Raw genomic sequence first — 26,572 nt, 5'->3', positions numbered from 1 at the left:
TGCCCCCAGCGTCGACCAACCTGAACGCCGATAGGCTGTGCCGCATGGCTGCTGACATCGTGCCGGTTCGGCTCGGGTTGACCAAAGGCGATCTGTACACCCTGTGGGCGCCGCTGTGGCGCGACTCGGACGACGAGTGGGAAGCGTTCCTCGGCCACGAGGACGATCTCTACGCCTTCGAATCCGTCGCTGACCTGGCCGCTTTTGTGCGGACCAACACCGACAACGACCTCGCCGACCACCCGAAGTGGAAGGCACTCGGCGAGGCCAACGCCCACCGCCTGAACCCGGACGAGAGCCACCTGCACGACCTGGTCGGCGTTCCGGAACTGGTCGCCGAGAAGCCCACCGAGGAGTCGGTCACCGCACTGCGGCGGACGCTGCAGGTCGTCGGCGCGCTCGGCTCGGTGTGCGACCTGATCGCCGTGGCGAAGTTCTTCAACGGCAACCCCGTGCTGTCGACGCTCGGCGGCGGGGCCGAGGCCTACTCGGGCCGAGCCGGCCGCAAGCGCTGGGCCGACATCGAGGCCGCCGTCGGCCGCAGCTGGGACCATGTGCTCGATGCCATCGACGCGCTGGTGACCACCCCCGAGGTCGACGCCAAGGTCGCGGAGAAGGCCCAGGCAGAGCTCGACGAGCCCGCGCCCGAGCCCGAGGAAGACGAACTCGACGAGGCCGAGGCTGCGGCCGAAGACTCCGACGATGTGGTCATCGAGGACGAGGTGGACACCGACTCCGAGGAGGCGGCCCTGACCGCACAGGCCGAGCGCCAGCTGCTCGGCGGCGACGAAGACTTCTGGGAGCGCGTCGGCATCGACCCGGTCCGCATCATGACCAAGGGCGGCACCTTCTACACGCTGCGCTGCTACTACAACGACCAGCCGCGGTTCCTCGGCCGCAACGGCCGCATCAGTGTGTTCGGTTCGGAGCGCGCCCTGGCCCGCTACCTGGCCGATGAGCACGAGAGCGACCTGTCCAGCTTCGAGGCCTACAGCGACATCCGCACCGCGGCCACCGACGGCTCGTTGCAGATCCGCGTCACCGAGGACAACGTCTACGTGCTCAGCGGCCTGTCGGACGACATCTCCGACGGCCCCGACGCCGTCGACCGCGAGCAGCTGGACCTGGCGGTCGAGTTCGTCCGCGACGTGTGTGACTACGCCGACGACGGCACCGCCGACAAGTACCTGACCACCAGCCAGCCGCTGGGCAAGTTCGTCGGTCATGTGCTGGAGCCCGAGACCGTCGGCGCCCCGCCGAAGCCATACGCCGAGACCGTCGCCCAGTGGGAGACCCTGGAGCGCTTCGTCGAGTCACGCCTGCGCCAGGAGTAACGCCCAGGAAAAGACGAGCGTGCGATGAGTTCCCTGTGCCCCACCGGTCTGCACTGACATGACCCAGACCAGCGCCCAGCCCGTCGTTCGAAGCCTCGCCGTCCCCGGCGCCACCCTGCACTACGAGGTGCGCGGCAGCGGGCCGGCGCTCGCCGTCATCGGTTCGCCGATGACGGCGTCCGAGTTCGCCTCGGTGGCCGACGCCCTGGCCGTCGACCACACGGTCGTGACGTACGACCCCCGCGGTCTGGGAGCCAGTCCCATCGACAACCCCGCGCAGGACTCCACGCCGGAACTGCGGGCCGACGACGTCGCCGCAATCCTCGAAGACCTGGGCGCCGGCCCGGCCGACGTCTTCGGCTCCAGTGGCGGCGCGGTGACCGGCCTGGCGCTGGCGGCCAAGTATCCGGGCTGGGTGCGAACATTGGTCGCGCATGAGCCGCCGCTGTTGGAGTTGTTGCCCGCGTCCGACGCCGCCAGACAGCGCGCGGCGACGCGGGACATCATCGCCACGTTCCACAGCGACGGACCCGGCGCGGCGATGGCGAAGTTCATGGCCACGGCGGGCTTCGACCAGTCCGAGGACGGCACGCCGGTTCAGCAGGGACCGCCGCCCGCACCGAGCGAGATGGCCAAGCAGCTCGCCGACCTGTCCCGCTTCTTCAACCATGAATTGCTCTGCACCACAACGTATGTGCCGGACGTCCAGGCCCTGAAAACAGCCCGGATCGTAGTCGGCATCGGCGCCGAATCCGAGCACCTCATCACCCACGGCACCTCGTTGGCACTGTGCCGCCGGCTGGGCATCGAGCCCGTCGTCTTCCCTGGCGATCACGGTGGGTTCATGGCCGCACCCGCCGAGTTCGCCAATGCACTGCGGGCGGTCCTGACCGACTGAAAGCCCGTTTACCTGCCGCAACAGGACCCCGGTTCCAGCCCTCAGGAATTCGCATTGCAAAATTAGTTAGCAACGCGTAAGAATTTCCCAAGAATCCGCTGAGTAAGCGGAGTCGCCTGCCGTGAGCGGGCGAGGGCAGCAGCTTGATCGTCGGGGTCGGTCAACGCGTTGAGCGGAAGGTGGTCGGGTGCGGTCGGTGTCGACGGGTCGACGATTGAAGCAGAGGTCGATAGGGCTGCTGAAGAAGGTCTGGATACCTCTTCTTCTGGTGGCCGTGTTGGCGGTGTCGGGTCTCGTGGTGTCCCGCCTGCACGCGAAGTTCGGGTCGGAGAACCTCAACGCCCATGCCGGTGCGGGCATCGAGATCGTCCAGTTCAACCCCAAGGTGCTGGTGTATGAGGTCTACGGACCGCCTGGAAGCTCAGCCGAGATCAGCTACTTCGATCCGGACGCCAACGTGCACTCGGTCAGCGCCCCGCTGCCCTGGTCCGTCACCCTGTCCACCACCCTGCCGACCGTCAGCGCGAACCTGATGGCGCGCAGCGACGGTGAGCGCAGCAGCGACCACATCGGTTGCCGCGTCACCGTCAACGGCACCGTCCGCGAGGAGCAATCCGCCAATGGCGTCAACGCCCAGACCTACTGCCTGGTGAAGTCCGCATGACCGAAACACTTGAGACACAACACGACACAGCAGGCAAGCGGCCCAAGTTCGCACACGCGCTGCGCATCCTGTCGGTGCCGATCATCCTGTTCTGGATCGCGATCGCCGTACTGGTGAACGTGATCGCACCGCCGCTCGAAGTCGTCGGCGAGCTGCACGCCGCGCCCATGGCGCCCGAAGACGCCCCATCGATGCACGCGATGAAGTTGATGGGCGCCAACTTCAAGGAGTTCAACTCCAACAGCACCATCATGGTCGTCGTCGAGGGCAAGGAACCGCTGGGCCCGGACGCGCACGCGTACTACGACGAGATCATCCGCAAACTGCAGCGCGATCCCGAGCACATTCAGCACATCCAGGACTTCTGGGGCGACACGCTGACGGCGGCCGGAGCCCAGAGCGCCGACGGCAAGGCGTCGTACGTGATGCTCAACCTCGCCGGCGAACAGGGCATGACGCTTGCCAACGAAGGCGTGGACGCGGTCCGCAAGGTCATCGAGGAGACCAAAGCCCCGCCGGGCGTGCAGGCGTACGTCGCCGGGCCCGCCGCGCTGACCGACGATCTGCACGTCATCGGCAACGCGAGCCTGGTGATGATCACCCTGATCACCCTCGCCGCGATCGCGGGCATGCTGCTGGTGGTCTACCGCTCGGTCAGGACCACGCTGGTCCAGCTGTTCCTGACGTTCCTGGCGCTGCTGACCGCACGCGGTGTGGTCTCGGTGCTCGCCACTCACGATGTTTTCGGGCTGACGACCTTCGCGGGCAACATCCTGACGATGCTGGCGATCGCCGCGGCCACCGACTACGGCATCTTCATCTTCGGCCGGTACCGCGAAGACCGCGGCATGGGCCTGGACCGCGACGACTCGTACTACGCCACCTTCAAGTCCGTCGCGCCCGTGATCGTGGGTTCCGGGCTGACCATCGCCGGCGCCACGTACTGCCTGAGCTTCTGCCGTTTGCCCTACTTCACCACCATGGGCGCGCCCGTCGCGATCGGCATGCTCGTGGTGGTGGCGATCTCGGTCACGCTCGGGCCGGCCGTCCTGTTCCTCGGCAGCCGGGTCGGGATGTACGAATCCAAGCGGCCGCCGCAGAGCAGGTTCTGGCGCCGCATCGGCACGTCCGTGGTGCGTTGGCCCGCACCGATTCTGGTGGCCAGCCTCTTCGTCGTGCTGATCGGGATCGTGGCCATCCCCGGCTACAAACCCGCCTACAACGACCGCTACTACCTGCCCGCGGACGCCAAGGTCAACATCGGCTTCGCGGCCGCCGACAGGCACTTCACGCAGGCCCGGATGAACCCCGACATCCTGATGGTCGAGTCCGGCCACGACATGCGCAATCCCGCCGACATGCTGGTGCTGAACAAGATTGCGAGCAACGTGATGCACACCGAGGGCATCGCGATGGTGCAGAGCATCACCCGGCCGCTCGGAATCCCCATCCAGCACAGCTCGATTCCGTTCCAGACGAGTATCTCGGGCCAGACCAGCAACATGAACCTGCCGTTCCAGCGCAAGCAACTGGAAGACCAGCTCAGGATGATCGACGCGACCAACGTCTCGATCGACATCCTGGAGAAGCAGTACGCACTGTCTCTCGAGCAGACCAGGCTGACCCAGGACTCGGACCGCAAGTCCCAGGAGCTGCTCAAGGTGACCGAGCAGATGCGCGACAACATCGCGAACTTCGACGACCAGTTCCGGCCGATGCGCAACTACTTCTACTGGGAACCGCACTGCTTCGACATCCCGATGTGCGCGGCCATCCGGTCGGTGTTCGACTCCCTGGACGGCATCGATGAACTGACCGACCGGACCAGCGACGTCCAGGTCAACACCGACAAACTGGCGGACCTCGCACCGAAGCTGACGGCGCTGCTCCCCCAGACCATCGCATCGATGAAGACCAGCCGGGACCTGTCGCTGGCGTCGTACAACTCGCAGAAGGCCCTCATCGACCAGATGCAGGCGATGAACGACACCGCGCTGGCGATGGGTGCCGCCTTCGACGGCGCCAAGAACGACGACCTGTTCTACCTGCCGCCCGAGGCCTTCCAGAACCCGGACTTCCAGCGTGGGCTGAAGATGTTCATGTCACCGGACGGCAAGTCGGCGCGTATGTTCATCACCCACCAGAGCGACCCGGCGACCGTCGACGGCATCGCCCGAGTGGAATCCGAACGCAAGGCCGCGCAGGAGGCCTTGAAGATGTCGTCGCTGTCGGACGCCAAGATCTACCTCGGCGGCGTCGCGGCGACCTACAAGGACATGGCCGACGGCGCGCGCTACGACCTGATGATCGCCGTGGTGTCCTCGCTGACGCTGATCTTCATGATCATGCTCATCCTGACCCGCAGCGCGGTCGCGGCGCTGACGATCGTCGGCACGGCGGGCAGCTCCATCGCCGCGTCGTTCGGCATCTCGGTGCTGCTGTGGCAGGACCTGTTCGGCATCCAGGTGCAGTGGCTGGTCATGCTGATGTCGGTCATCATCCTGTTGGCGGTCGGCTCGGACTACAACCTGCTCCTGGTCTCCCGGTTCCAGGACGAGATTCACGCCGGCCTGAAGACCGGCATCATCCGGTCCATGGCGGGCACCGGCGGCGTCGTGACGTCGGCCGGACTGGTGTTCGCGGCCACCATGGCCGGCATGATGGCAAGCAAGCTGATCGTGCTGGCGCAGATGGGCTCGACCATCGCCATCGGTCTGCTGATCGACACCTTCATCGTGCGGTCACTGCTGATGCCGTCCATCGCGGTGCTGCTCGGCCGCTGGTTCTGGTGGCCGCAGGTGGTGCACCCGCGGGGCAGGTACAACACCGAGAAGTTCGTGCCCAAGGCGTTCCAGCAGCCGCGGCAGCAGGAGCCTGCGACCGCGGGCTCCGGAGGCGGTCGGGCGGGCTTCGTTGACGACGCCCCGACGGACAGCTATCCGACCAGCACGGCGTAGCGCGGTTTGATGACGTCGTCGATGATCGCGAGCCGCTCATCGAACGGGATGAAGGCCGACTTCATGGCGTTGATCGTGAACCGTTGCAGATCGCTCCAGCCGTAGCCGAACTCGTTCACCAGATGCGCCATCTCCTGCGTCATGGTGGTATCGCTCATCAGGCGGTTGTCGGTGTTCACGGTGACGCGGAAGCGGAGCCGCGCCAACTGGTCGAACGGGTGCTCGGCGATGCTGGCCGCGGCGCCGGTCTGCACATTGCTGCTCGGGCACATCTCCAGCGGAATCCGCTTGTCCCGCACAATGTTCGCCACGCGCCCGAGCCGGTAGGCACCGTCGCGTCCGGCCTCGATGTCGTCGACGATGCGCACGCCGTGCCCCAGCCGATCGGCGCCGCAATAGGCGATGGCCTCGTGGATCGACGGCAGCCCGAAGGCCTCACCGGCGTGAATCGTGAAACGCGCGTTGTTCCCCCGCATGTACTCGAAGGCATCGAGGTGGCGGGTCGGAGGGTAGCCGGCCTCGGCACCGGCGATGTCGAACCCGACCACACCCAGGTCGCGGAACCGGATGGCCAGCTCGGCGATCTCGCGAGACCGCGCGGCGTGCCGCATCGCGGTCACCAGGCACCGGACCGTCGTCGCATGCCCCGCCGCTGCCGCGGCCTTCTCCCCGTCGGCGAATCCGGCCAGCACCGCGTCGACAACCTCGTCGAGCACCAGACCGCCGGCGATGTGCAGCTCGGGCGCGAACCGGACCTCGGCGTAGACGACGTTGTCGGCGGCCAGGTCCTCGACGCATTCGTATGCGACGCGGTACAGCGCGTCGGTGGTCTGCATGACGCCGACAGTGTGCGCGAACGGCTCCAGATAGCGGACCAGTGATCCGCTGTGCGCCTGGGTACGGAACCACATCGCCAGCTCACCGACGTCCATGGTGGGCAGGTCGCGGTAGCCGCTCTGCTCGGCCAGCTCCACCACCGTGGCGGGGCGTAGGCCGCCGTCCAGGTGATCGTGCAACAGGGCTTTCGGTGCCTGCTTGATCTGATCCAGCGTCAGGGTGGTCATGTGTCCATCTTGCGCTGGATGGTGGCTTTTAGCCCGCGGGTTCCGCCGCCGGCAGCAGCCGTGTCCGGAACAGGTCCAGCACCTGATCCAGCGCGGCTCGGGTCGGCTGGCCCGGCTCGTCGATCAGATGCTCGGTGACCACCGAGTGCGGTGGCAGGCGGGCGTCGGGGTTGGCGTCGGCGTCCTCGAGTTCGACAGCGATGAAGGCGTCACCGAGCTGCTCGCGCAGGAAGTCGAAACGCTCTGCCGGCACCAGCTTGTCGCCCTTGAATCGCATCCCGAGGACGTTGAGCCCGCGGGCGCAGCGGCCTTTGACGACCTCCAGGTCCGCCGGCGAGATGTCGATGTTGTGGCGCTGTTTGGCGGTCAGCCCCACGGGCATCGACGGCTGCGACAGCACCGGGGCCAGGATGACGTCGTCCGTGGCCATCGCCAAGGCGTAGCCACCGGTGAAGCACATGCCGATCGCGCCGACGCCGGGGCCGCCACAGCGTTCGTGCTCGGCGCGCGCCAGCGCCCGCAGCCAGTCGACCACCGGCGACGTCTTGCCCGTGGCGAGGATGGTGAACTCCTTGCTGATGCACGACGGCACCACTGACGCCATGCCTTTGAGCGCGGCCATGTTGCTGGCGTTGGGGTCAAGGCCCGGGATGCCGAAAAGGTGCGGCAGTACAGCGGTACAACCCAGATCGGCAACCTTGCGGGCGAAGTCGAGGACCTTGGGCGTGATGCCCGGTATTTCGGCGATCACAATGACGGCCGGTCCGCTACCGCGACGAAATACGGTGCGGGTCGTGCCGTTGTAGGTGAACTCGGAGCGTTCGAAGTCGAGCAGAGCGTCGTCAGCCATGCGCATGACCCTAGCCGCGCACATGTGCCAGAACCATGGATGTCTTTTCGCCCACCGCGAATCGGCCGCGGCACAGGCCGATCCGAGAAATTTACGGATATGCCCATTCCTGTATGTTTCCTGTGCGTAAATTTAGCCGAGCTGATCAACGCAGCGGACAATCGCGATTTTTCAAACTGAGGGGGCAGTTGTGGCAGGTGCACATCGGAAGCAGCGCGAACCGCGGACGTTGCCGGTATCGGGCTGGTTGAGCGCCGGTGCCGCGGCAGTCGGCATCGGGGCAGCACTGCTGGCTCCCGCAGCCGTGGCATCGGCACAGACCGGTGACGGCACCGGCCACTCCGCGTCGTCCACGCCGTCCGGTCAGGCATCAGGCTCAGCCGGCACGCCGACCAAGTCCAACGGCGGCTCCGAATCCTCCGGCTCGTCAAAGCCCAAGCCCGACAAGCGCACCCAGGCGAACAAGAACTCGCCCGCCAAAGCCAACTCCCCCGCAGCGTCCGCGCGGCAGTCGCGCAGCTCGGCGGCGGCCAAGCCGAGCGAACCGACGACATCCACCCCGAAGACCAAACCCGCGCGCAAGGCCGAAAACTCCACTCCGGCAAAGGCCTCGGCAGTCTCTCCGACAGCGGCTGCCGTTCCGGCCGCGGCGACAGCTCCGGCCGCGGCGGCATCGCGACCGGCGGCAGCGGCTCCGATCGCCGCGGTGTTCTCGGGTCAACCTGCGGGCACCACAGCGAACTTCGCGACGCGCACCGCGACGTCCCTGGCCGCCACCCCGAACACCGCACCGAATCCGTTGGCGCCGATGATCGCGATGACCACCGGCTTGCTGACCTCTATCGGGCGCGATCTTCGCAATTCCGCCCACACCATCGGCACCGAGGGTGGCCGCGTGGTGGCGTTCTTCATCGGCAACGGCACCGCCGACCATCCCAACGCGGGCATCCTGCTGGGCAACGGGTTCAGCTACACCGCCGCTACGTGCCTCACCATCTGCAACGGCGGGCGCAGCGGTCTGATCGGCAACGGCGGCAATGGTTTTGGCGGCGGCAGAGGGGCGAGCGCACAGCTCATCGGACACGGCGGTAACGGCAGCAACGGCGTGGCCGCGGGCGCCGACGGCGGCCGTGGCGGCAATGGTGGTGTGTTCTGGGGCAATGGCGGACACGGCGGTAACGGCGCTTCCGCGACGGCGCCTGGCGGAAATGGTGGCGCGGGCGGCGACGGGGGCAACACCGGCCAATGGGCCTGGTTGAGCACCGGCGGCAACGGCGGTCACGGCGGCAACGGGGCCGCCGGCACGGCCGGTGCGGCCGGCGTCGGTGGGGGCACCGCTGCGGCCAGCAATGGCGGGAACGCCACCAAGGGCGGCGATGGCGGTGCGGCCGGCCACGGCGGCAGCGCCGGACGCAACAGCTACGCCTCCAGCGGTGGTAATGGCGGCAACGGCGGCAACGGTGGAGCCGGGGCGGCGGGCGGAGCCGGTGCGACCGCTGCCGGCCAAGTCGACACGAACGGCAACCCCATCAACAACGGCAATGGCGGCAAGGGCGGCGACGGCAGCAACGGCGGTGCGGGCGGCGCAGCCGGTTGGGGTGGCGACTCGTCTATCTACTTGGGCCGCAACGGCAGTGGCGGCAACGGCGGCAAGGGTGGCAACGCCGGCCTGGCGGGGAACGGCGCAGACGGCGCGAACGGAACCGGCGCCAACCGCAACGGCGGCAACGGCGGCGACGGCGGCACGGCAGGTATGAACGGAGCCGGTGGCGCCCTTGGCTACGAGGGATTCGGCGGCGGCCTCGCCGGCAACCGGGGCACCAACGGGGCGGTCGGTACCGCGACCGTCGCGAAGGGCAACGGCAGCGGCGGGAACGGCGGAAGCGGCTACAGCTTCAATGGCACCGGTACCGGCTCTGACGGCGGTAAGGGCGGTGCCGGCGGGAACGGCGGCAAGTACGGCAACGGCGGTAAGGGCGGTAACGGCGGCAATGCCGACTCCGGGCCCGGCAACTCTGGCACCGGCCAATTCGCGGGTGACGGCGGCACCGGCGGCGATGCGGGCAACGGCGGCGCCGGCGGGTCCATCGTCGGTGATGGCGGCAATGGGGGTAACGGTGGCAGCGGCGGTAGCGGTGGCAACGGGTCTGCCGGCGCCACCGCCGGCGACGCCGGCACGGGCGGAGCCCTCGGCACCGGAGGCGCTGCGCCCAAGGGCACGAAGGGCTCCGACGGCACCAAGGGCGCCGACGGCCAGCCGGGCGACCAGAGCTAGCTAGACAATTCGGTCGATCACGAGCGGCCTCGAGGGTGGCTGGACGTCGCTGACGGACCAGCCGCCTTCGAGCTCGGTCAGAGCTGACGGCAGCCGCTCGGGCGTCTCGGTATACAGCGTGAACAGCTTCTCCCCGGCAGCGACCGGCTCTCCGCTACGGCGATGGATATAGAGCCCCGCCCCGGCCTGCACCGGGTCACCGGGCTGGGCCCGCCCCGCGCCGAGCCGCCACACGGCCATCGCCACGGCCATGGCATCGATGTCGCCCATCACCCCGCCGCGGGCGGCCACCACCGTCTCTGTGTGCGCACCCATCGGCAAAGGCGCGTCGGGATCGCCGCCCTGGGCGGCGATCAACTGCCGGAAACAGTCCATCGCGGTGCCGTCTGTCAGGGTCTGTGCCGGGTCGACGCCGTCGATGCCGGCCACGTCGAGCATCTCGCGGGCCAGCGCCACCGTCAGCGCGGCGACATCGTCCGGGCCGCCGCCGGCCAGCACCTCCAGCGACTCGGCGACCTCGACGGCGTTGCCGACGGCGCGACCCAACGGCCGGTCCATGTCGGTGAGCAGTGCCCTGGTCGGTACGCCGTAGGCGATGCCGAGGTCGACCATGGTGCGCGCCAGCTCGCGCGACTCGGCCTCGGTCTTGAGAAACGCGCCGCGACCGACCTTGACATCCAGCACCAGCGAGCGGGCCCCCTCGGCCAGTTTCTTGCTCATGATCGAACTGGCGATGAGCGGCAGGGACTCCGTCGTGCCCGTGACGTCACGCAGGGCATAGATCTTGCGGTCGGCCGGTGCCAGGTCGCCGGCCGCGAAGATGGCCCCTCCGATTTCGGAAAGCTGTTGGCGGATACGCTCTTTGGACAGTTCGGCGGTGAATCCGGGGATCGCTTCCAGCTTGTCGAGGGTGCCGCCGGTATGCCCGAGGCCGCGGCCCGCCGCCTGCGGCACGGCGCCGCCGCACGCCAGCACGACGGGCACCAACGGGATGGTGAGCTTGTCGCCGACACCGCCCGTGGAGTGCTTGTCCACCAGGGCGAGCGGCCGGCCGCCGCGCCGCAGGTCGGTGAAGTCGAAACGCTCCCCCGAGTCGACCATGGCCGCGGTCCAGCGAGCGATCTCGGCCGGCGTCATACCGCGCAGGAAGATCGCCATCAGCAAGGCCGACATCTGCGCGTCAGCGACCCGCCCGTGGGTGTAGCCGTCGATCACCCAGTCGATTGCGGCGTCGGACAGGACGCCGCCGTCCCGCTTGGTGCGGATGACGGTCGGAGCATCGAGATGCGGCCCATGATGTGGTGCGTCCGACGGCACGATCGAATCCTCCTGTCGGGGCCGTGGGTCGGCCCATCGAGCTGGTTACCGGTCGGTAATCAGAAGTGTTGCCCCGCTTGGTGTTACCGGCGGTTCAGGTCATCCGGCCCAAAGGCGTCGGGCAGTAGTTCGCCCAGGGGGCGTGGACCCGAGGCGTGGTCGATCAGCATGGCCGGTCCACCGTGCTCGAGCAGCACTTGCCGGCAGCGGCCGCACGGCGTCAGCACCGCGCCGGAGCCATCCACACACGCCAGCGCCAGCAGCCGTCCACCCCCGCTGGAATGTAGGGCGCAGACCACAGCACACTCCGCGCAGAGGCCAAGGCCATATGAGACATTTTCCACATTGCAGCCCACCACGATTCGGCCGTCGTCAACCAGCGCCGCGGCGCCCACCGGGAACTTCGAATAGGGTGCATAAGCGCCGCTGGAGACAGATATCGCCTTGTCCCGCAATAACTTCCAGTCAATTTCCGACATCACCGACACCCCGTTCCCAGCACCCCGACACCACGTCGAGACCCGACCCGACCACCCAGTAAGTTAACGTAGGCAAACCTAATTTCTGCCGCTGGTTCGCCATTCCCCCCACACGCTAGTTCTGACTGTGCGCAAATTGGGATTAGAGTCGCCCCGAGGTTTGGGCTCGGCACGCGAAAAAGTTGCTGCCGGGTCATGCGTCCACCGATGGCGTTGGAGGTCGAAATGAGTACAGCGGCAGCCGCGGATTCCGCCATACCCGCGCCGCGTTCATCCCCGCAGAAGCGGCGGACCCTGTATCGCGGAGACCCGGGCATGTGGTCCTGGGTACTACACCGCATCACCGGTGCCACCATCTTCTTCTTCTTGCTGGTCCATGTTCTGGACACGGCGCTGGTCCGGGTCAGCCCCGAGGCCTACAACGAGGTGATCAACACCTACAAGACGCCGATCATCGGGTTCATGGAGATGGGCCTGGTCGCGGCGGTGCTCTACCACGCCCTCAACGGCGTGCGAGTCATCTTGATCGACTTCTGGCAGCAGGGACCCAAGTACCAGCGGGTCATGCTGTGGACCATCCTGGCCATCTGGATCGCGGTCGTCATCGCCGCAGTTGGGGTAGAGGGCATGCACATGGTTGAGCACTACGGGTGGCTCAAGTGACCACGCATACCGATTCCGGCGCCGCTGAGGCGCGCCGCGGCGGCCGTCCGGCCCCCATCATGGAGCGCGAGCACGACCGCCCCGCAGCCCTCGACCATCCCCGTGCTCCTCGCCGCCCCCGTGGCATCCCGTACTTCGAGAAGTACGCCTGGCTGTTCATGCGCTTCTCGGGCGCAGCCCTGGTGCTGCTCGCCCTCGGCCACCTGTTCATCGGGCTGATCTGGCAGAACGGCGTCTACCGAATCGACTTCAACTACGTCGCGCAACGCTGGGCCTCGCCGTTCTGGCAGATCTGGGACATGGCCCTGCTGTGGCTGGCGCTGGTGCACGGCGCCAACGGCATGCGCACCATCATCGGTGACTACGCCCGCAAGAACACCACCAAGTTCTGGCTGAACTCGATTCTGCTGCTGGCCACCGGATTCACCCTGGTGCTGGGCAGCTACGTGCTCGTCACCTTCGACGCCAACATCAAATAAGCGGCCGGGCGAGCGAAGCGACGGGAAAAAGGGACAAGACATGATTCAGGAACATCGCTACGACGTCGTCATCGTCGGTGCCGGTGGCGCAGGTATGCGCGCGGCTGTGGAAGCCGGCCCGCGCGTGCGCACCGCAGTGCTGACCAAGCTGTACCCGACGCGTTCGCACACCGGTGCCGCCCAGGGTGGCATGTGTGCCGCGCTCGCCAATGTCGAGGACGACAACTGGGAGTGGCACACCTTCGACACCGTCAAGGGTGGCGACTACCTCGCTGACCAGGACGCCGTCGAGGTCATGTGCAAGGAAGCCATCGACGCGGTGCTGGACCTCGAGAAGATGGGCATGCCGTTCAACCGGACGCCCGAGGGCCGCATCGACCAGCGTCGCTTCGGCGGTCACACCCGTGACCACGGCAAGGCTCCGGTCCGCCGCGCCTGCTACGCCGCCGACCGCACCGGCCACATGATCCTGCAGACGCTGTACCAAAACTGCGTCAAGCACGACGTCCAGTTCTTCAACGAGTTCTACGCGCTCGACGTGGTCCTCACCGAGACCTCCGGCGGCCCGGTCGCGACCGGCATCATCGCCTACGAGCTGGCCACCGGCGACATCCACATCTTCCACGCCAAGGCCATCGTCTTCGCCACCGGCGGTAGCGGCCGGATGTACAAGACCACCTCCAACGCGCACACCCTCACCGGTGACGGCCTGGGCATCATCTTCCGCAAGGGACTTCCCTTGGAGGACATGGAGTTCCACCAGTTCCACCCGACAGGCCTGGCCGGCCTGGGCATCCTGATCTCGGAAGCCGTGCGTGGTGAGGGTGGACGTCTGCTCAACGGCGAAGGCGAGCGCTTCATGGAGCGCTACGCCCCCACCATCGTCGACCTGGCGCCCCGCGACATCGTCGCCCGCTCCATGGTGCTCGAGGTCCTCGAGGGCCGCGGCGCCGGACCGCACAAGGACTACGTCTACATCGACGTGCGCCACCTCGGTGCGGAGGTGCTGGAGGCCAAGCTTCCGGACATCACCGAGTTCGCCCGCACCTACCTCGGCGTCGACCCCGTCACCGAACTGGTGCCGGTGTACCCGACCTGCCACTACGTCATGGGCGGTATCCCGACCACGATCAACGGCCAGGTGCTGCGCGACAACGTCAACGTGGTTCCGGGCCTGTACGCCGCCGGTGAATGTGCCTGCGTCTCGGTGCACGGCGCCAACCGCCTGGGCACCAACTCGCTGCTGGACATCAACGTGTTCGGCCGTCGCGCCGGTATCGCCGCCGCCGAATACGCGCAGAACCACAACTACGTCGAGCTGCCGGACAACCCGGCCGACATGGTCGTGGGCTGGGTCGGCGACATCCTGTCCGACCACGGCAACGAGCGCGTCGCCGACATCCGCACCGCGCTGCAGCAGTCGATGGACAACAACGCCGCGGTGTTCCGCACCGAGGAGACCCTCAAGCAGGCGCTGACGGACATCCACGCACTGAAGGAGCGGTACAGCCGAATCACGGTGCACGACAAGGGCAAGCGCTACAACAGCGACCTGCTCGAGGCCATCGAGCTGGGCTTCCTGCTCGAGCTGGCCGAGGTCACCGTGGTGGGTGCGCTGAACCGCAAGGAATCGCGTGGCGGCCACGCCCGCGAGGACTACCCGGACCGCGACGACACCAACTACATGCGCCACACCATGGCCTACAAGCAGGGCGCCGACCTCCTGTCCGATATCCGGTTGGACTACAAGCCTGTCGTCCAGACCCGGTACGAGCCGATGGAACGGAAGTACTGACATGACTGCTGTTCTGGACAAAGGGACCGACCAGGCCCTGCCCCCGGTGCCGGACGGCGCCGTCATGGTCACGCTGAAGATCGCCAGGTTCAACCCGGAGAACCCGGATGCCGCCGGCTTCCAGAGCTTCCGCGTGCCCTGTCTCCCCAGCGACCGGTTGCTCAACCTGCTGCTGTACGTGAAGGGCTACCTGGACGGCACGCTGACGTTCCGCCGGTCCTGCGCGCACGGTGTGTGTGGCTCGGACGCCATGCGGATCAACGGCGTCAACCGGCTGGCCTGCAAGGTCCTCATGCGTGACCTGCTGCCGAAGAAGCCGGGCAAAGACCTGACCATCACCATCGAACCCATCCGCGGCCTGCCCGTGGAGAAGGATCTGGTGGTGGACATGGAGCCGTTCTTCGACGCCTACCGCGCCGTGAAGCCGTTCCTCATCACCTCGGGTAACCCCCCGACCCGTGAGCGCATCCAGTCGCAGACCGACCGCGCCCGCTTCGACGACACCACCAAGTGCATCCTGTGCGCCTGCTGCACCACGTCGTGCCCGGTGTACTGGAGCGAGGGTTCGTACTTCGGCCCCGCCGCGATCGTCAACGCGCACCGGTTCATCTTCGACTCGCGTGACGAGGCAGCCGCCGAGCGGCTGGACATCCTCAACGAGGTCGACGGGGTGTGGCGCTGCCGCACCACCTTCAACTGCACCGAGGCCTGCCCCCGCGGCATCCAGGTGACAAAGGCGATCCAGGAAGTCAAGCGCGCCTTGATGTTTGCCCGCTAGAGGTTTTCTAGCTCCAACGTGAAGAAGATCGCGAGAATTCACCAAATTCTCGCGATCTTCTTCACGTTGGGCAGCCTGCGGCGTCCAGCGCCGCCCAGACACGCTCGATAACGGTGCGTGGGCGGTGGTTCAGCAGGTTGGCGCCAACCCGAACCATCCGCCAACCGAGGTCCCGGTACTCGACGTCCTGATCGATGTCTTTGGCGCGCTGCCGCGGGTCCTCCCAATGTTGGATGCCGTCGTACTGCACGCCGACCTTCCATCGCCGCCAACCCATGTCGATCCGCCCGACCAACTCCCCGTACTCGCCGAATACCTCGATCTGAGTGTCAGTCGGCCTCATTCCAGCATCGGTGAGCAGCAGCCGCGTGCGGGTCTCCTGGGGCGACTCCGCACCACAGTCGGCGAGATCCAATACCCGACGCAATTGGACCAGCCCACGTGCACCCCGGTGCCGATCGATAAGCGCTTGTACCTCAACGAGTTTCAGATCACCTGCCTGCAGCAGCGCGTCAATCCGGATAACCGCCGCGGTGAGCCCGCGACGTCGGCCCAGATCGAAAGCGGTCCTGGCAGGTGTCGTCGCCCGAATCTCGCGGACCAGGCTGATCTCGTCCTCGGCGAGCTGGTCGCTGTGCAGCAGCACACCCGCGGCTTTGTACCTGCTGGGGTGATTGATTTCAGCAGTCTCCCTGACATCAATCCACTTCGAGCCATGCAATGCAGCGGCAGACAAACCCGCGGCAACACCGCGCCGCCCTGACCACAGCCAGGCCGCGACGGCTTTGTCGACGGGAGTCATGACCGCGCCCTGGGGGACGTAGACATCACGGTGGATCATGTCGTGCCGGGTATCCAGCCGGTACCGGCTGACCAATCCCACAGCAAGTGCCTCTGAGCCCAGGAAGGGCCAATCCATCGCCACGTGTATTGGACTCTCGCGTGATGCGACTGGTTCCACATTCCGCCCAACGTGAAGTCGATTGCGAGAATCTGCGGAAATCTCACGATCTACTTCACGTTCGGCACAGGTATTTACTGGGACCCACGTTCCCGGTAAATTGGATCCCATGACGATCCCCAATGCCGTGGAGCCCAGCTACCAGAACCTGTTGGACGTGTTGTCCGAGGGCTCGGTACGGCGCCGCTTCGATCCCTATCTCGACATCGCGTGGGATGCCCCCGACATGCAGATCGACCTGAGCGATCCGCGGTGGGTGCTGTCCCCGACCATCGACCCGCTGGGCGCCACCCAGTGGTACCAGAGCCAGCCGCTCGAGCGGCAGATCGAGATCGGCCGGTGGCGGACGCTCAACACCGTCAAAGTGGGTGCGGCGTTCGAGAGCATCCTGATCCGCGGGCTGATGGCCTTCATCATGAAGCTGCCCAACAACTCCCCTGAGTTCCGGTACGCGCTCCACGAGATGACCGAAGAGTGCAACCACATCCAGATGTTCCAGGAGCTCGTCAACCGCTCCGGGACGGACGTGCCCGGCATGCGGAAGCTGTTCTTCAAGCTGTCGCCGTACATCGGCCTGGTGGGGCAGTACTCGCCGACGGCGTTCATGGCCGGCATCCTCGCCGGCGAAGAGCCCATCGACCACTTCCAGAAGGGCATGATCCGCGAGGGCGCCAATCTGCCGCCGGCGGTGTTGCGCACCATGCAGATCCACATCGCCGAGGAAGCCCGGCACATCTCGTGGGCCAACGAGTTCCTCAAGACCCACATGCCCGACCGGTCGTGGCGGTTCAAGGCCTTCGCCACCGTCGCGTTCCCGCTGACGCTGCGCTGGCTGGCGCACGAGATCATGGGATCGTCGAAGTCGTTCGGCAAACAGTTCGATATCCCGGAAGACGTTATGCGGCAAGCTTTCTGGCGCAGCCCGCAGTCGCGGAAGATCATGGCGAGCTTCTTCGACGAGACCCGTGCGCTCGCCGAGGAGATCGGCCTGATGAACCGTGTCGGGCGCTGGATGTGGAAGCGCTGTGGCATCGCCGGTGAGACGGCCCGCTACCGCAGTGCACCCAACCGCGAGGCACAGCTGATTCCCTGATGCCCCACGTCATCACGCAGTCCTGCTGCAGCGACGCCTCCTGCGTCTACGCCTGCCCGGTCAACTGCATTCACCCCACGCCCGACGAGCCGGACTTCCACACCGCCGAGATGCTCTACATCGACCCGGTGGAGTGCGTCGACTGCGGCGCGTGCGTGACGGCCTGTCCGGTCGACGCCATCAAGCACGACGGTTCGCTGGAGTCCACCGAGAGGGTCTTCCTCGAGCTCAACGCTGATTTCTACAAAGAACCACGACCCCGGGCGCTGCTGGCGCCGGTCGTCCCGCCACTGCAGGTCCGCGCTCCCGGGACCGTCAACGTCGCCATCGTCGGCTCCGGCCCCGCCGCCATGTACGCCGCCGACGAAGTGCTGACCATCCCGGCAGCCCGGGTCCGGATGTACGAGCGACTCCCCCAACGCGGCGGCCTCGCCCGCTTCGGCGTCGCGCCCGACCACCGGCGCACCCGAGGCATGTCGCGGCAGTTCAACACCATCTGCGCCGATCCTCGGCTGGAGTTGGTCACCGGCGTCGAGGTGGGCGCCGACATCACCCATCAGCAGCTGCTCGCCGATCACGACGCGGTCATCTACGCCGTGGGCGCGTCCACCGACCGCCCGCTCGACGTCCCCGGCGCCGGGCTACCGGGCGTCAGCTCGGCCACCCGGTTCGTGGCGTGGTACAACGGCCATCCCGATTTCGCCGACGCCGCCTTCGACTTATCGGGCCAGCGCGTGGTCATTGTCGGCAACGGCAATGTCGCGCTCGACGTCGCCCGGATCCTCACCACCGATCCCGACCGGCTGGCCGCCACCGACATCGCGCCATACGCGTTGAAAGCCTTGCAGCAGAGCCAGATCGAGGAAGTTTTCGTCGTCGGCCGGCGAGGGATCGCGCAGTCGGCATTCACCGTGCCGGAGCTTGTCGGCCTGACGTCCATGCCCGACGTCGACGTCGTCGTCTCTCCACAGGACCTGGCGTCCCTGCCGGATACCGATCCGCGCGCCCGCATGCTGCGCGATCTGCCGCGACGGCCCGGCAACCGCCGGATCGTGCTGGAGTACTTGCAGTCGCCCACCGCCATTGCACGCACCGCGGCCGGACTGGAAATCGAATTCGCCCGCAACGAACTCGTGGCCGCGCCCGACGGCACCGCCAAGGTGAAGCCGACCGGGGACGTGCACAGCGTCTCTGCCGGACTCGTGCTGACGTCCATCGGATACCGGGGACGGCCCGTCGCGGGCCTGCCGTTCGACGACGCGCGCGGAACCGTGCCGCACAACGAAGGCCGGGTCGACGGCGTTGTCGCCACCTACGTGACCGGCTGGATCAAGCGCGGCCCGACGGGATTCATCGGCACCAACAAGTCCTGCGCGCAGGAAACCGTGCGCGCTCTGGTGGCCGACTACAACGCGGGGTTGTTGGCCTGACGGTTCGCCAGCGCGGCGACCACGGCAACGAGCGGTTCGTCGCGGCTCACCTCGAAACCGATCGCCCGCGCGGCGCCGTCGATGACGTACCAGGTGAAGTCGGCCAGGTGCGCGATCATCTCTTCGCGGGTGTGCGTCGGCGCCGGGCTGCGCACCCACGCGAACAGCGTCTCCTCGACCATGGTCACGATCGCCAGCGGAACCAGTTTGAACGCGCTGTCCTCGACGCCGATGGCCAACTGGATGGCGGCGATGATGCCGTCCGCGCGTTCGATGATGCGGAGCTTCAATTCGCCCACGGCGTCGAGCGTTTCGTCGCCCTCGAACGACGGGCCGTTGCGCGCGAACTCGTTCAGCCGCGGATGGTCGATCATCCAGTCCGCGACCGCTTCGATGGTCCGGGTCAGGATCTCTCGCAGTGAGCCGTCGGTGATGTCGAGCTTGCCGACCAGAACCGACCCGAAGTCGTCGATCAGGTACGAACGCACCCGGCGTTCGAGCTCCTCCTTGCCCGAGGTCTGCCGGTAGATCACCGACTTGGCGACGCCGGCCCGCTTGGCGATGGCCGCGACGGAGATGTCGGCGCCGGCCGGGCTCTCCTCCAGCAGGTCGATCATCGCGAGCAGGATCTGGGACCGGCGCTCGGCGTTGTGCTGCTCCCACCGCGCCTCGTAACCACTCACCGAGGCAGGGTTCGAGGCCACAGACATGGGCTCTACCGTAGCCGCTGCCGTGACGCACGCCACGCGCCGTCACACGTCGCCGCGCTGTCTCGTCCAACCGATATGACGACAACACCACGCATCGCGCCCCTGCCCCCGCAACGTGCCGGCCTGCTGACCCGGCTCATGTACCGCTACGCCAAGCGTGAGTTCGGCGAGGTGCCCGAACCGTTCGCGGTCGCGGCGCACCACCCCCGGCTGCTGGTCGCCAACGCCGTGCACGAGGGCCTGCTGAAGAGCGGCTCGAAGACGCTGCCCGGCGCGGTCCGCGACCTCGCCGTGTTCTGGACCGCCCGCACGGTCGGCTGTTCCTGGTGCGTCGACTTCGGCACCATGCTGATGCGCCTCGAGAGCCTGGATGTGGAGCGGCTCAAGCACATCGACGCCTATGCGACCTCGCCACTGTTCACCGACGACGAGCGGGCCGCCATCGCGTACGCCGACGCGATGACCACCGATCCCCACACCGTGACCGACGAACAGGTCGACGACCTCAAGCGCCGGTTCGGCGAGGCGGGTGTCATCGAGCTGACGTACCAGATCGGGGTGGAGAACATGCGGTCCCGTATGTACGCCGCGCTCGGGATCACCGAGCAGGGCTTCAGCTCGGGCGACGCGTGCCGGGTGCCTTGGGAGACACCAACGCAGTAGCAAGGCGCGCTGGCTCCGCGGCCCGGCCAGATGGTAGAACACGTTACAGAAATAGCGGCCGCCGTCGCTGAAACCGCCTGTTCAGCGAGGAGCGCCCATGCACTGGTACACCGGCAGCACGTTCTATGACACGGTGCTGACCGCGGCCTTCGCGTTCGCGGCCTTCGTGATCATCGGCGGCTTCTTCGCGCAGAGTTCGTACGGGCGGTTCTCGACAACGAAACTCGGCTTGAACCTCAACCCGAAGCTCGGCTGGTGGCTGATGGAGCTCCCGGCGACCGTGGTGTTCCTGATCTGCTACCTGGCCGGGCCGCACCGATTCGAGCCGACATCGCTGGTGCTCGCCGGGATCTGGATGCTGCACTACGCCAACCGGGGTTGGTTCTTTCCGCTCGCGATCCGCCAGGTGCCGGGTAAGCGTGGCACCTTCAATGTGTCGGTCATCGTGATGGGCATGCTCGTCACGTCGATGCACGGCTATCTCAACGGGACCTTGTTCAGCCACGACTTCTTCGGGCAGTACACCACCGCATGGCTGACCGACCCCCGATTCCTGGTGGGCCTGGTGGTCTACCTGTGCGGATTCACACTGCTGATCAACTCCGAATCGATCGTGCGGAACCTGCGGGAAAAAGGCAGCCCGGGCGCATCGGCCTCTGGACTTCGCGCAAGCGGCTCATCCTCCGAATACCGCATCCCGTACGGCGGCGGCTTCCGGTTCGTCACCAGCCCGGCGTACCTGGGCGAGCTCATCGCGTGGTCCGGCTTCGCGCTCCTGACCTGGGCGCTCCCCGGCGTCGTCATCCTGTTGATCACCGCGGGCAATCTGATTCCCCGGGCGCTGGCCACCCACAGCTGGTATCAGGAGAAGTTCCCCGAGTACCCCACCGACCGAAAAGCGTTGATTCCTTACGTCCTGTGAGACGACTAGTCAGACTCCAGCGGCGAGCCGCTAATCAGACTTCAGCGGCGAGCCGCTAATCAGACTTCAGCGGCGACGCCGTGAACTTGTCCGGGTTCGCGATGTCCCACAGCGCGACGACCTTGCCGTCGCGCACGGTCATCGCGGTGACGCGGGGCAGCATCTCCGGGTGGCCGCCGTCGGCGGGCAGGCCTGGGGTGTAGGCGCCGAGCTCGCCGTTGATCAGCGCCAGCTGGGACGTCGAAAGCCATTGCGGTCCATAGCGTCTGGCCAAGCCGAACAGGAACCGCGCCACCTTGTCCGCGCCGACGATGGTGCGGGGCGCGGTCGGGGCCCGACGGTTGGAGTCGCCGGTGAACGTGGCTTCGGGGTGCAGTAGTTCGACGACCGCTGCCATATCGCCAGCAGCCAGTGCGGCCATCAGCTTGCCGACGGCTTCGTTGTGCCCGGCGTCCGGCGGCGGTGCGGCGGCCGCGGCGACCGCGCGCCGAGCGCGTGACGCGAGTTGACGCGCGCCGGCGTCCGTCACGCCCAGCACCGATGCGATCTCGGAGAACGGCACCGCGAAACCGTCGTGCAGCACGAAGGCCACTCGCTGATCGGGCGTCAGCCGCTCCAGCACCACCATCGCGGCGAAGCGAGCATCCTCCCCCGCCACCACGGCAGCCAACGGATCGGCGGCGTCGAATCTCGTCACCACCGGCTCGGGCAGCCACTCACCGAAATACGCCTCCCGTCGGTGCGCGGCGGACCGCAGCCGGTCCAGGCCCAGACGGCTGACGACGGTGGTCAGCCAGGCGCGCGGTTCGGCGATGGCGTCGACATCTGCGCCATGCCAGCGCAACCAGGCGTCCTGCACGATGTCCTCGGCGTCGGCGTACACGCCGGTCAGCCGGTACGCGACCGACAGCAGGTGCGGGCGCAGCCGCTCGAACTGGTCGGTGTCCTGCGCAGTGGTCACCACACCAACCTACGACTGAAGTGTGCCAGGGCGAAGGCCCGTAGCATCTCATCGGCAATCGACCGGGATGAGCAGGGAGCAGATGACTACGACAACGCCAGACATCGTCGCCCGGGACAAAGGCCTCAAGCGGGGCGCCCTCGGTCTGGTGTCCAGCGTGGTGGTCGGGCTGGCGTCCACGGCGCCCGCATACAGCCTGGCCGCGACACTCGGCCTGGTCATCGCCGCCGGCGGCACGCTGCTCGCCGGGGTGAAAGCGCCTGCCATCATGCTCATCTCGTTCGTGCCGATGTACCTGATCGCCATCGCCTATCAGGAGCTGAACAAGGCCGAGCCGGACTGCGGCACCACATTCACCTGGGCCGCAAGGGCATTCGGGCCCGTGGTCGGCTGGCTCGGCGGCTGGGGCATCATCGCCTCCGACGTCATCGTGATGGCGAATCTGGCGCAGATCGCCGGGTCGTACTCGTTCACGTTCGCCGGGGACCTGGGCTGGCATTCGGCCGCGGCACTGGCCGGCAGCACCCTGTGGTCGACGGTGGCGGGCGTCATCTGGATCGTCCTCATGACCTACATCTGTTACCGAGGCATCGAGGTGTCGGCCCGGCTGCAGTACGTGTTGCTGACCGTCGAGGTCGTCGTGCTGGTCGTGGTGTCGGTCGTCGCGCTGGTGAAGGTGTACACGCACCACGGCCACGCGTACTCGATCATGCCGTCGTGGTCCTGGTTCTGGCCCGGCGGAATGGATTTCGGCACGGTGATCGCCCCGGCGGTGCTGGCCACCATCTTCATCTACTGGGGCTGGGACACCGCGGTGGCGTGCAATGAGGAGTCCGACGACCCGGGCCGCACCCCGGGCCGGGCCGCCGTCATCTCGACGTTCCTGCTGCTCGCCACCTATGCGCTGGTCACGGTCTCGACCATCGCGTTCGCCGGTGTGGGCACCGCGGGCATCGGGTTGGGCAACCAGGAAAACGCCAAGGACGTGTTCACGGCAATCGGGCCATCGTTGTTCGGCGACAGCGTGATCGGCAAGATCGGCATGCTGCTGCTGTCGGCATCGATCTTGACCTCTGCCGCCGCCTCGACGCAGACCACCATCATGCCGACCGCGCGCACCACCCTTTCGATGGGCGTATACCGCGCGCTGCCAAAGAGTTTCGCGAAGATTCATCGGCAGTACCTGACGCCCACCACCTCGACCATCGTGATGGGCGTGGTGTCGGTGCTGTGCTACGTGGTGTTCACCGCGATCAGCGCCGACCTGTTGACGGCCCTCATCGGTTCGGTCGGCCTGATGATCGCGTTCTACTATGCACTGACCGGATTTGCCTGCACGTGGTTCTACCGAAAGACGTTGACCCGCAACGCCCGTGACTTCATGATGCGGGGCCTGCTGCCACTGCTCGGCGGCATCACACTGTCGGTGGTGTTCGGATACGGTCTGATCGAGTACAGCAAGCCCGACTGGCTCAAGGATCAAAACCATCATGACGTCACCATTTTCGGCTTCGGCGCGGTGGGCGTGGTCGGTGTCGCCGGGCTGCTGCTCGGGGTGGTGCTGATGTTCGCCTGGCGCGTCGCGCAGCCGGACTACTTCCGTGGGCTGACGCTGCCGCGGCGGCATGATCTGGTGCTGGAGACGCCGGCCTCTGTGCATTCCGGTCCGGCCCATTTCGGGCTGCCCGACTCCGGCGACATGCCGACGGTCATCGCGCCCGACCTGTCGAACCTACCACCGGGTGAGGTTGCGGTGGACACGGCCACGGGCGAGGAATTCCGCCGCCGCCGACCAGCAAGCACGCGTGAAAACACCGAAAATCAATGACATTTTGAGGTTTTCACGTCTGCTCGCGCGGAGAAAGTTAACGTCTACCCGTGTCGAACAAGCCGTCCATCAATCCGGCGCGCTGGACCCCGCCGCCGGTCGACGCCCTCCCCGATTTTCCGTCCGCCGAGCTCACCATCGTGCCGATGCCGGGCGATGCCCCCGAGGACGTGGTGGTCGGCGCCGACGGCGCGCTGTGGACGGGCCTGGTCGACGGGCGGATCGTGCGGGTCTCGCCCGACGGCAGTACGGATGTCGTGGCCGACACCGGCGGCCGTCCGCTCGGGCTGCACGCGGCACGGGACGGACGGCTCCTGGTCTGCGACAGCTACCGCGGGCTGCTGTCCCTGGACCCCGGCACCGGTGCCCTGGAGGTCCTGGTCCCCGACATCGATGGCCGGCCCCTTCGGTTCTGCTCGAATGTGACGGAAACCGACGACGGCGCAATCTATTTCACCGAGTCCACCAGCTCGTTCCACTATGAGCATTTCCGCGCGGCCATCCTCGAGGCGCGCGGGGACGGCGGCCTGTACAAGCTGGCGACCGACGGCACAGTGAGCACGCTGCGCGACGGCCTGTACTTCGCCAATGGCGTCACCGTCACCGCGGACGGCACGGCGCTGGTGTTCGCCGAGACACAGGGCCGCCGGCTGTCGAAGTACTGGCTGTCCGGACCGCAGGCCGGGACCGTCACCCCACTCGCGGTCAACCTGCCCGGCATGCCCGACAACATCTCGACGGGCGCCGACGGCCGGATCTGGGTCGCGTTCGTCGCCCCGATCAATGCCGCCGCGGAGTGGCTGGCACCGCGGCCGACGATCCTGCGGCAGCTGGTGTGGCGGCTGCCGGAGGCACTGCAACCGCAGATGCCGTTGGAGGTGTGGGCCGTCGCCTTCGATCCCGACAGCGGCGCCGCGGTCGCCGGGGTCCGCATGCGGCACCGGCAGTTCGGTCAGGTCACCGGGGTCGTCGAGCACGGCGGCCGGTTGTGGATGAGCTCTATCGGGGTCCCGGCACTGGCCCACTGCGCGCTGCCCTGAACCGCGGCCGAGCGTGCGGGAAAACGAGGAAAACCGGCCCGAAAATCGCGCCACCCCCCACGCTCGACGCCGGGCCGTGAAATCACTCACGCAACATCAACCCCATTTGTCACAGCGCGGCAACCTGGAAACCGGTTTGCCGTCGCCTAATCTGGCGACACCATGGCGACCACCCGATCCACGGCACAACGCGCTGCAGCCCTGGCAGCAGCGTTTTTCCTGACGGCCGCACCGGCGCTGGCCTACGCCGAACCCGACCCGCCGGCCGCTGATCCCTGCCCGTACCGGGTCACCACACCGCCCGCGGTCGACCAGTCCGAGGTGCCGAAGGCCGGTGACCCACCGGCCCCCATCCCGGTGCCGGCCACGCCGCTCGGCGGCGACCTGATGGGCAGCTGCGGCGTCGTCGCCGCGCCCGACACGCCGCCGCTGCCCGGCGACGTCTCGGCTGACGCCTGGATCCTCGCCGACCTGGACAGCGGCGACATCATTGCCGCGAAGGACCCGCACGGCCGGCACCGCCCGGCCAGCATCATCAAGGTGCTGATCGCGACCCAGGCCCTGCGTGAACTGCCCGTCAACAAGCGCGTCACCGGTACTCCGGAAGATGCGGCGGCCGAGGGCACCCGCGTCGGCGTCGACGACGGCGGCATCTACACCGTCAACGACCTGCTACACGGGCTGCTCATGCACTCCGGCAACGACGCGGCGCACGCGCTGGCGATGCAGGTCGGCGGCATGGACACCGCGCTCACCAAGATCAACGACCTGGCCGCCAAGCTCGGCGGCCGCGACACCCGGGCGGCCACCCCGTCGGGCCTCGACGGTCCCGGCATGAGCACCTCGGCCTACGACCTGGGTCTGTTCTACCGCTACGCCTGGCAGAACCCCACATTCGCCTCGATTGTCGCGACGCAGAAGTACGACTTCCCCGGACATCCGGCCAAGCCGGGCGAACCCGGTGACCACCCGAGTTACGAGCTCGAGAACGACAACAAGCTGCTCTACAACTACCCGGGCGCACTCGGCGGCAAGACCGGGTACACCGACGACGCCGGGCAGACGTTCGTCGGCGCTGCTGATCACGACGGTCGCCGACTGGTCGCGATCCTGCTGCACGGCACCCGGGTGCCGATCGCCCCATGGGAGCAGGCGGCACGCCTGCTGGACTACGGATTCGCCACCCCGCCCGGCACCAAGGTCGGCAAGCTCATCGAGCCGGACCCGTCGCTCAACCAGCACAAACCCGACGCGAAGCATCCCGCGGCCGCCCAGGCCATGGACGCGCTACCGTCGGTGGACGCCTTGCCGATCCGCGTCGGCGTCGGCGTGGTCGGGGCCGCGATCGTGCTCTCGCTGATGATGGCCGCCCGTTCGATCAATCGACGCCCACAGCACTCCAATCGGTAGA

23 protein-coding genes are annotated in these 26,572 nt (G+C 67.2%); 16 read left to right on the top strand and 7 right to left on the bottom strand.

All coding sequences use genetic code 11. The features are described from left to right. The first annotated feature begins 44 nt into the window (after nucleotides 1-44). The 4 genes from satS to AC3WTE_RS17405 all read left to right on the top strand — a co-directional run bounded on the left by satS (nucleotide 45) and on the right by AC3WTE_RS17405 (nucleotide 5,853). Complete coding sequence (gene satS, locus AC3WTE_RS17420) at nucleotides 45-1,334, top strand: protein export chaperone SatS (protein ID WP_492439383.1); 1,290 nt, start codon at nucleotides 45-47, stop codon at nucleotides 1,332-1,334. A 58-nt stretch (nucleotides 1,335-1,392) separates the two neighbouring features. Next, on the top strand, nucleotides 1,393-2,232 hold the full coding sequence (locus tag AC3WTE_RS17415; RefSeq protein WP_492439381.1) for an alpha/beta fold hydrolase: 840 nt from the start codon (nucleotides 1,393-1,395) through the stop codon (nucleotides 2,230-2,232). 235 nt (nucleotides 2,233-2,467) lie between these two features. Beyond that, nucleotides 2,468-2,896, top strand: a complete 429-nt coding sequence (locus AC3WTE_RS17410) for an MmpS family transport accessory protein (RefSeq protein WP_492439578.1) — start codon at nucleotides 2,468-2,470, stop codon at nucleotides 2,894-2,896. Further along, nucleotides 2,893-5,853, top strand: coding sequence for an MMPL/RND family transporter (locus tag AC3WTE_RS17405; RefSeq protein ID WP_492439379.1), 2,961 nt, complete (start codon nucleotides 2,893-2,895; stop codon nucleotides 5,851-5,853). Before AC3WTE_RS17410 ends, AC3WTE_RS17405 begins: the two co-directional genes overlap by 4 nt. On the opposite strand, the gene AC3WTE_RS17400 is transcribed toward AC3WTE_RS17405, so the two are convergent. Both AC3WTE_RS17400 and AC3WTE_RS17395 read right to left on the bottom strand, forming a co-directional pair. Beyond that, on the bottom strand, nucleotides 5,832-6,917 hold the full coding sequence (locus AC3WTE_RS17400; protein WP_492439377.1) for an adenosine deaminase: 1,086 nt from the start codon (nucleotides 6,915-6,917) through the stop codon (nucleotides 5,832-5,834). The genes AC3WTE_RS17405 and AC3WTE_RS17400 overlap by 22 nt on opposite strands. Nucleotides 6,918-6,945: 28 nt before the next feature. Continuing rightward, nucleotides 6,946-7,767 (bottom strand): dienelactone hydrolase family protein, encoded by an 822-nt coding sequence (locus AC3WTE_RS17395; protein WP_492439375.1) that lies wholly within the window; start codon nucleotides 7,765-7,767, stop codon nucleotides 6,946-6,948. Between the two features lie 190 nt (nucleotides 7,768-7,957). Here AC3WTE_RS17395 and AC3WTE_RS17390 point away from each other — a divergent pair, with 190 nt between their 5' ends. After that, entirely contained in the window at nucleotides 7,958-10,042 is a 2,085-nt protein-coding gene (locus tag AC3WTE_RS17390; protein ID WP_492439373.1) for a hypothetical protein, read from the top strand. Here AC3WTE_RS17390 and AC3WTE_RS17385 read toward each other — a convergent pair whose 3' ends face one another. Both AC3WTE_RS17385 and AC3WTE_RS17380 read right to left on the bottom strand, forming a co-directional pair. Then, nucleotides 10,043-11,359 (bottom strand): thymidine phosphorylase, encoded by a 1,317-nt coding sequence (locus AC3WTE_RS17385; RefSeq protein ID WP_492439371.1) that lies wholly within the window; start codon nucleotides 11,357-11,359, stop codon nucleotides 10,043-10,045. 83 nt (nucleotides 11,360-11,442) lie between these two features. After that, on the bottom strand, nucleotides 11,443-11,838 hold the full coding sequence (locus AC3WTE_RS17380) for a cytidine deaminase (RefSeq protein ID WP_492439369.1): 396 nt from the start codon (nucleotides 11,836-11,838) through the stop codon (nucleotides 11,443-11,445). Between the two features lie 225 nt (nucleotides 11,839-12,063). Here AC3WTE_RS17380 and sdhC point away from each other — a divergent pair, with 225 nt between their 5' ends. The 4 genes from sdhC to AC3WTE_RS17360 are packed head-to-tail and all read left to right on the top strand — an operon-like array spanning nucleotide 12,064 to nucleotide 15,553. Next, the gene (gene sdhC, locus AC3WTE_RS17375) at nucleotides 12,064-12,501 is read left to right on the top strand and encodes a succinate dehydrogenase, cytochrome b556 subunit (protein WP_138231865.1); all 438 of its coding nucleotides are present in this window, start codon (nucleotides 12,064-12,066) and stop codon (nucleotides 12,499-12,501) included. 59 nt (nucleotides 12,502-12,560) lie between these two features. After that, nucleotides 12,561-12,980 (top strand): succinate dehydrogenase hydrophobic membrane anchor subunit, encoded by a 420-nt coding sequence (locus AC3WTE_RS17370; protein ID WP_459370453.1) that lies wholly within the window; start codon nucleotides 12,561-12,563, stop codon nucleotides 12,978-12,980. A gap of 40 nt (nucleotides 12,981-13,020) precedes the next feature. Continuing rightward, nucleotides 13,021-14,775, top strand: coding sequence for a succinate dehydrogenase flavoprotein subunit (sdhA, locus tag AC3WTE_RS17365; protein WP_492439367.1), 1,755 nt, complete (start codon nucleotides 13,021-13,023; stop codon nucleotides 14,773-14,775). A gap of 1 nt (nucleotide 14,776) precedes the next feature. Then, complete coding sequence (locus AC3WTE_RS17360; protein ID WP_492439366.1) at nucleotides 14,777-15,553, top strand: succinate dehydrogenase iron-sulfur subunit; 777 nt, start codon at nucleotides 14,777-14,779, stop codon at nucleotides 15,551-15,553. A 61-nt stretch (nucleotides 15,554-15,614) separates the two neighbouring features. Here AC3WTE_RS17360 and AC3WTE_RS17355 read toward each other — a convergent pair whose 3' ends face one another. Next, nucleotides 15,615-16,436, bottom strand: a complete 822-nt coding sequence (locus AC3WTE_RS17355) for a hypothetical protein (protein ID WP_492439365.1) — start codon at nucleotides 16,434-16,436, stop codon at nucleotides 15,615-15,617. Between the two features lie 178 nt (nucleotides 16,437-16,614). Between AC3WTE_RS17355 and AC3WTE_RS17350 the strand changes: the two genes are divergently transcribed. Beyond that, nucleotides 16,615-17,607, top strand: a complete 993-nt coding sequence (locus AC3WTE_RS17350; protein WP_492439363.1) for an AurF N-oxygenase family protein — start codon at nucleotides 16,615-16,617, stop codon at nucleotides 17,605-17,607. Then, nucleotides 17,607-19,037 (top strand): FAD-dependent oxidoreductase, encoded by a 1,431-nt coding sequence (locus AC3WTE_RS17345; protein WP_492439362.1) that lies wholly within the window; start codon nucleotides 17,607-17,609, stop codon nucleotides 19,035-19,037. The genes AC3WTE_RS17350 and AC3WTE_RS17345 overlap by 1 nt, the downstream gene beginning before the upstream one ends. Here AC3WTE_RS17345 and AC3WTE_RS17340 read toward each other — a convergent pair. Next, nucleotides 19,013-19,747, bottom strand: coding sequence for a TetR/AcrR family transcriptional regulator (locus AC3WTE_RS17340; protein WP_492439360.1), 735 nt, complete (start codon nucleotides 19,745-19,747; stop codon nucleotides 19,013-19,015). The two genes, AC3WTE_RS17345 and AC3WTE_RS17340, sit on opposite strands and share 25 nt — an antisense overlap. Before the next feature lie 75 nt (nucleotides 19,748-19,822). Here AC3WTE_RS17340 and AC3WTE_RS17335 point away from each other — a divergent pair, with 75 nt between their 5' ends. Continuing rightward, the gene (locus AC3WTE_RS17335) at nucleotides 19,823-20,410 is read left to right on the top strand and encodes a carboxymuconolactone decarboxylase family protein (RefSeq protein ID WP_492439359.1); all 588 of its coding nucleotides are present in this window, start codon (nucleotides 19,823-19,825) and stop codon (nucleotides 20,408-20,410) included. A gap of 97 nt (nucleotides 20,411-20,507) precedes the next feature. Next, nucleotides 20,508-21,332: a phosphatidylethanolamine N-methyltransferase family domain-containing protein gene (locus AC3WTE_RS17330; RefSeq protein WP_492439357.1), complete on the top strand. Its 825-nt coding sequence runs from the start codon at nucleotides 20,508-20,510 to the stop codon at nucleotides 21,330-21,332. Between the two features lie 55 nt (nucleotides 21,333-21,387). On the opposite strand, the gene AC3WTE_RS17325 is transcribed toward AC3WTE_RS17330, so the two are convergent. Beyond that, nucleotides 21,388-22,293 (bottom strand): sigma-70 family RNA polymerase sigma factor, encoded by a 906-nt coding sequence (locus AC3WTE_RS17325; protein ID WP_492439356.1) that lies wholly within the window; start codon nucleotides 22,291-22,293, stop codon nucleotides 21,388-21,390. Nucleotides 22,294-22,375: 82 nt separating this feature from the next. On the opposite strand from AC3WTE_RS17325, the gene AC3WTE_RS17320 reads away from it, so the two are divergent. From AC3WTE_RS17320 to AC3WTE_RS17310, 3 genes are all read left to right on the top strand, one after another. Continuing rightward, nucleotides 22,376-24,121: an APC family permease gene (locus AC3WTE_RS17320; protein WP_492439354.1), complete on the top strand. Its 1,746-nt coding sequence runs from the start codon at nucleotides 22,376-22,378 to the stop codon at nucleotides 24,119-24,121. Between the two features lie 50 nt (nucleotides 24,122-24,171). Next, complete coding sequence (locus AC3WTE_RS17315; protein WP_492439353.1) at nucleotides 24,172-25,161, top strand: SMP-30/gluconolactonase/LRE family protein; 990 nt, start codon at nucleotides 24,172-24,174, stop codon at nucleotides 25,159-25,161. Nucleotides 25,162-25,323: 162 nt separating this feature from the next. After that, nucleotides 25,324-26,571, top strand: coding sequence for a D-alanyl-D-alanine carboxypeptidase family protein (locus AC3WTE_RS17310; RefSeq protein ID WP_492439351.1), 1,248 nt, complete (start codon nucleotides 25,324-25,326; stop codon nucleotides 26,569-26,571). Nucleotide 26,572: the final 1 nt, after the last annotated feature.

This window comes from Mycobacterium sp. FW102-FHT13B02, from assembly GCF_058790275.1.
The sequence above is the reverse complement of the archived record's forward strand: the minus strand, read 5'-3'. Positions and strand labels throughout refer to the sequence as shown.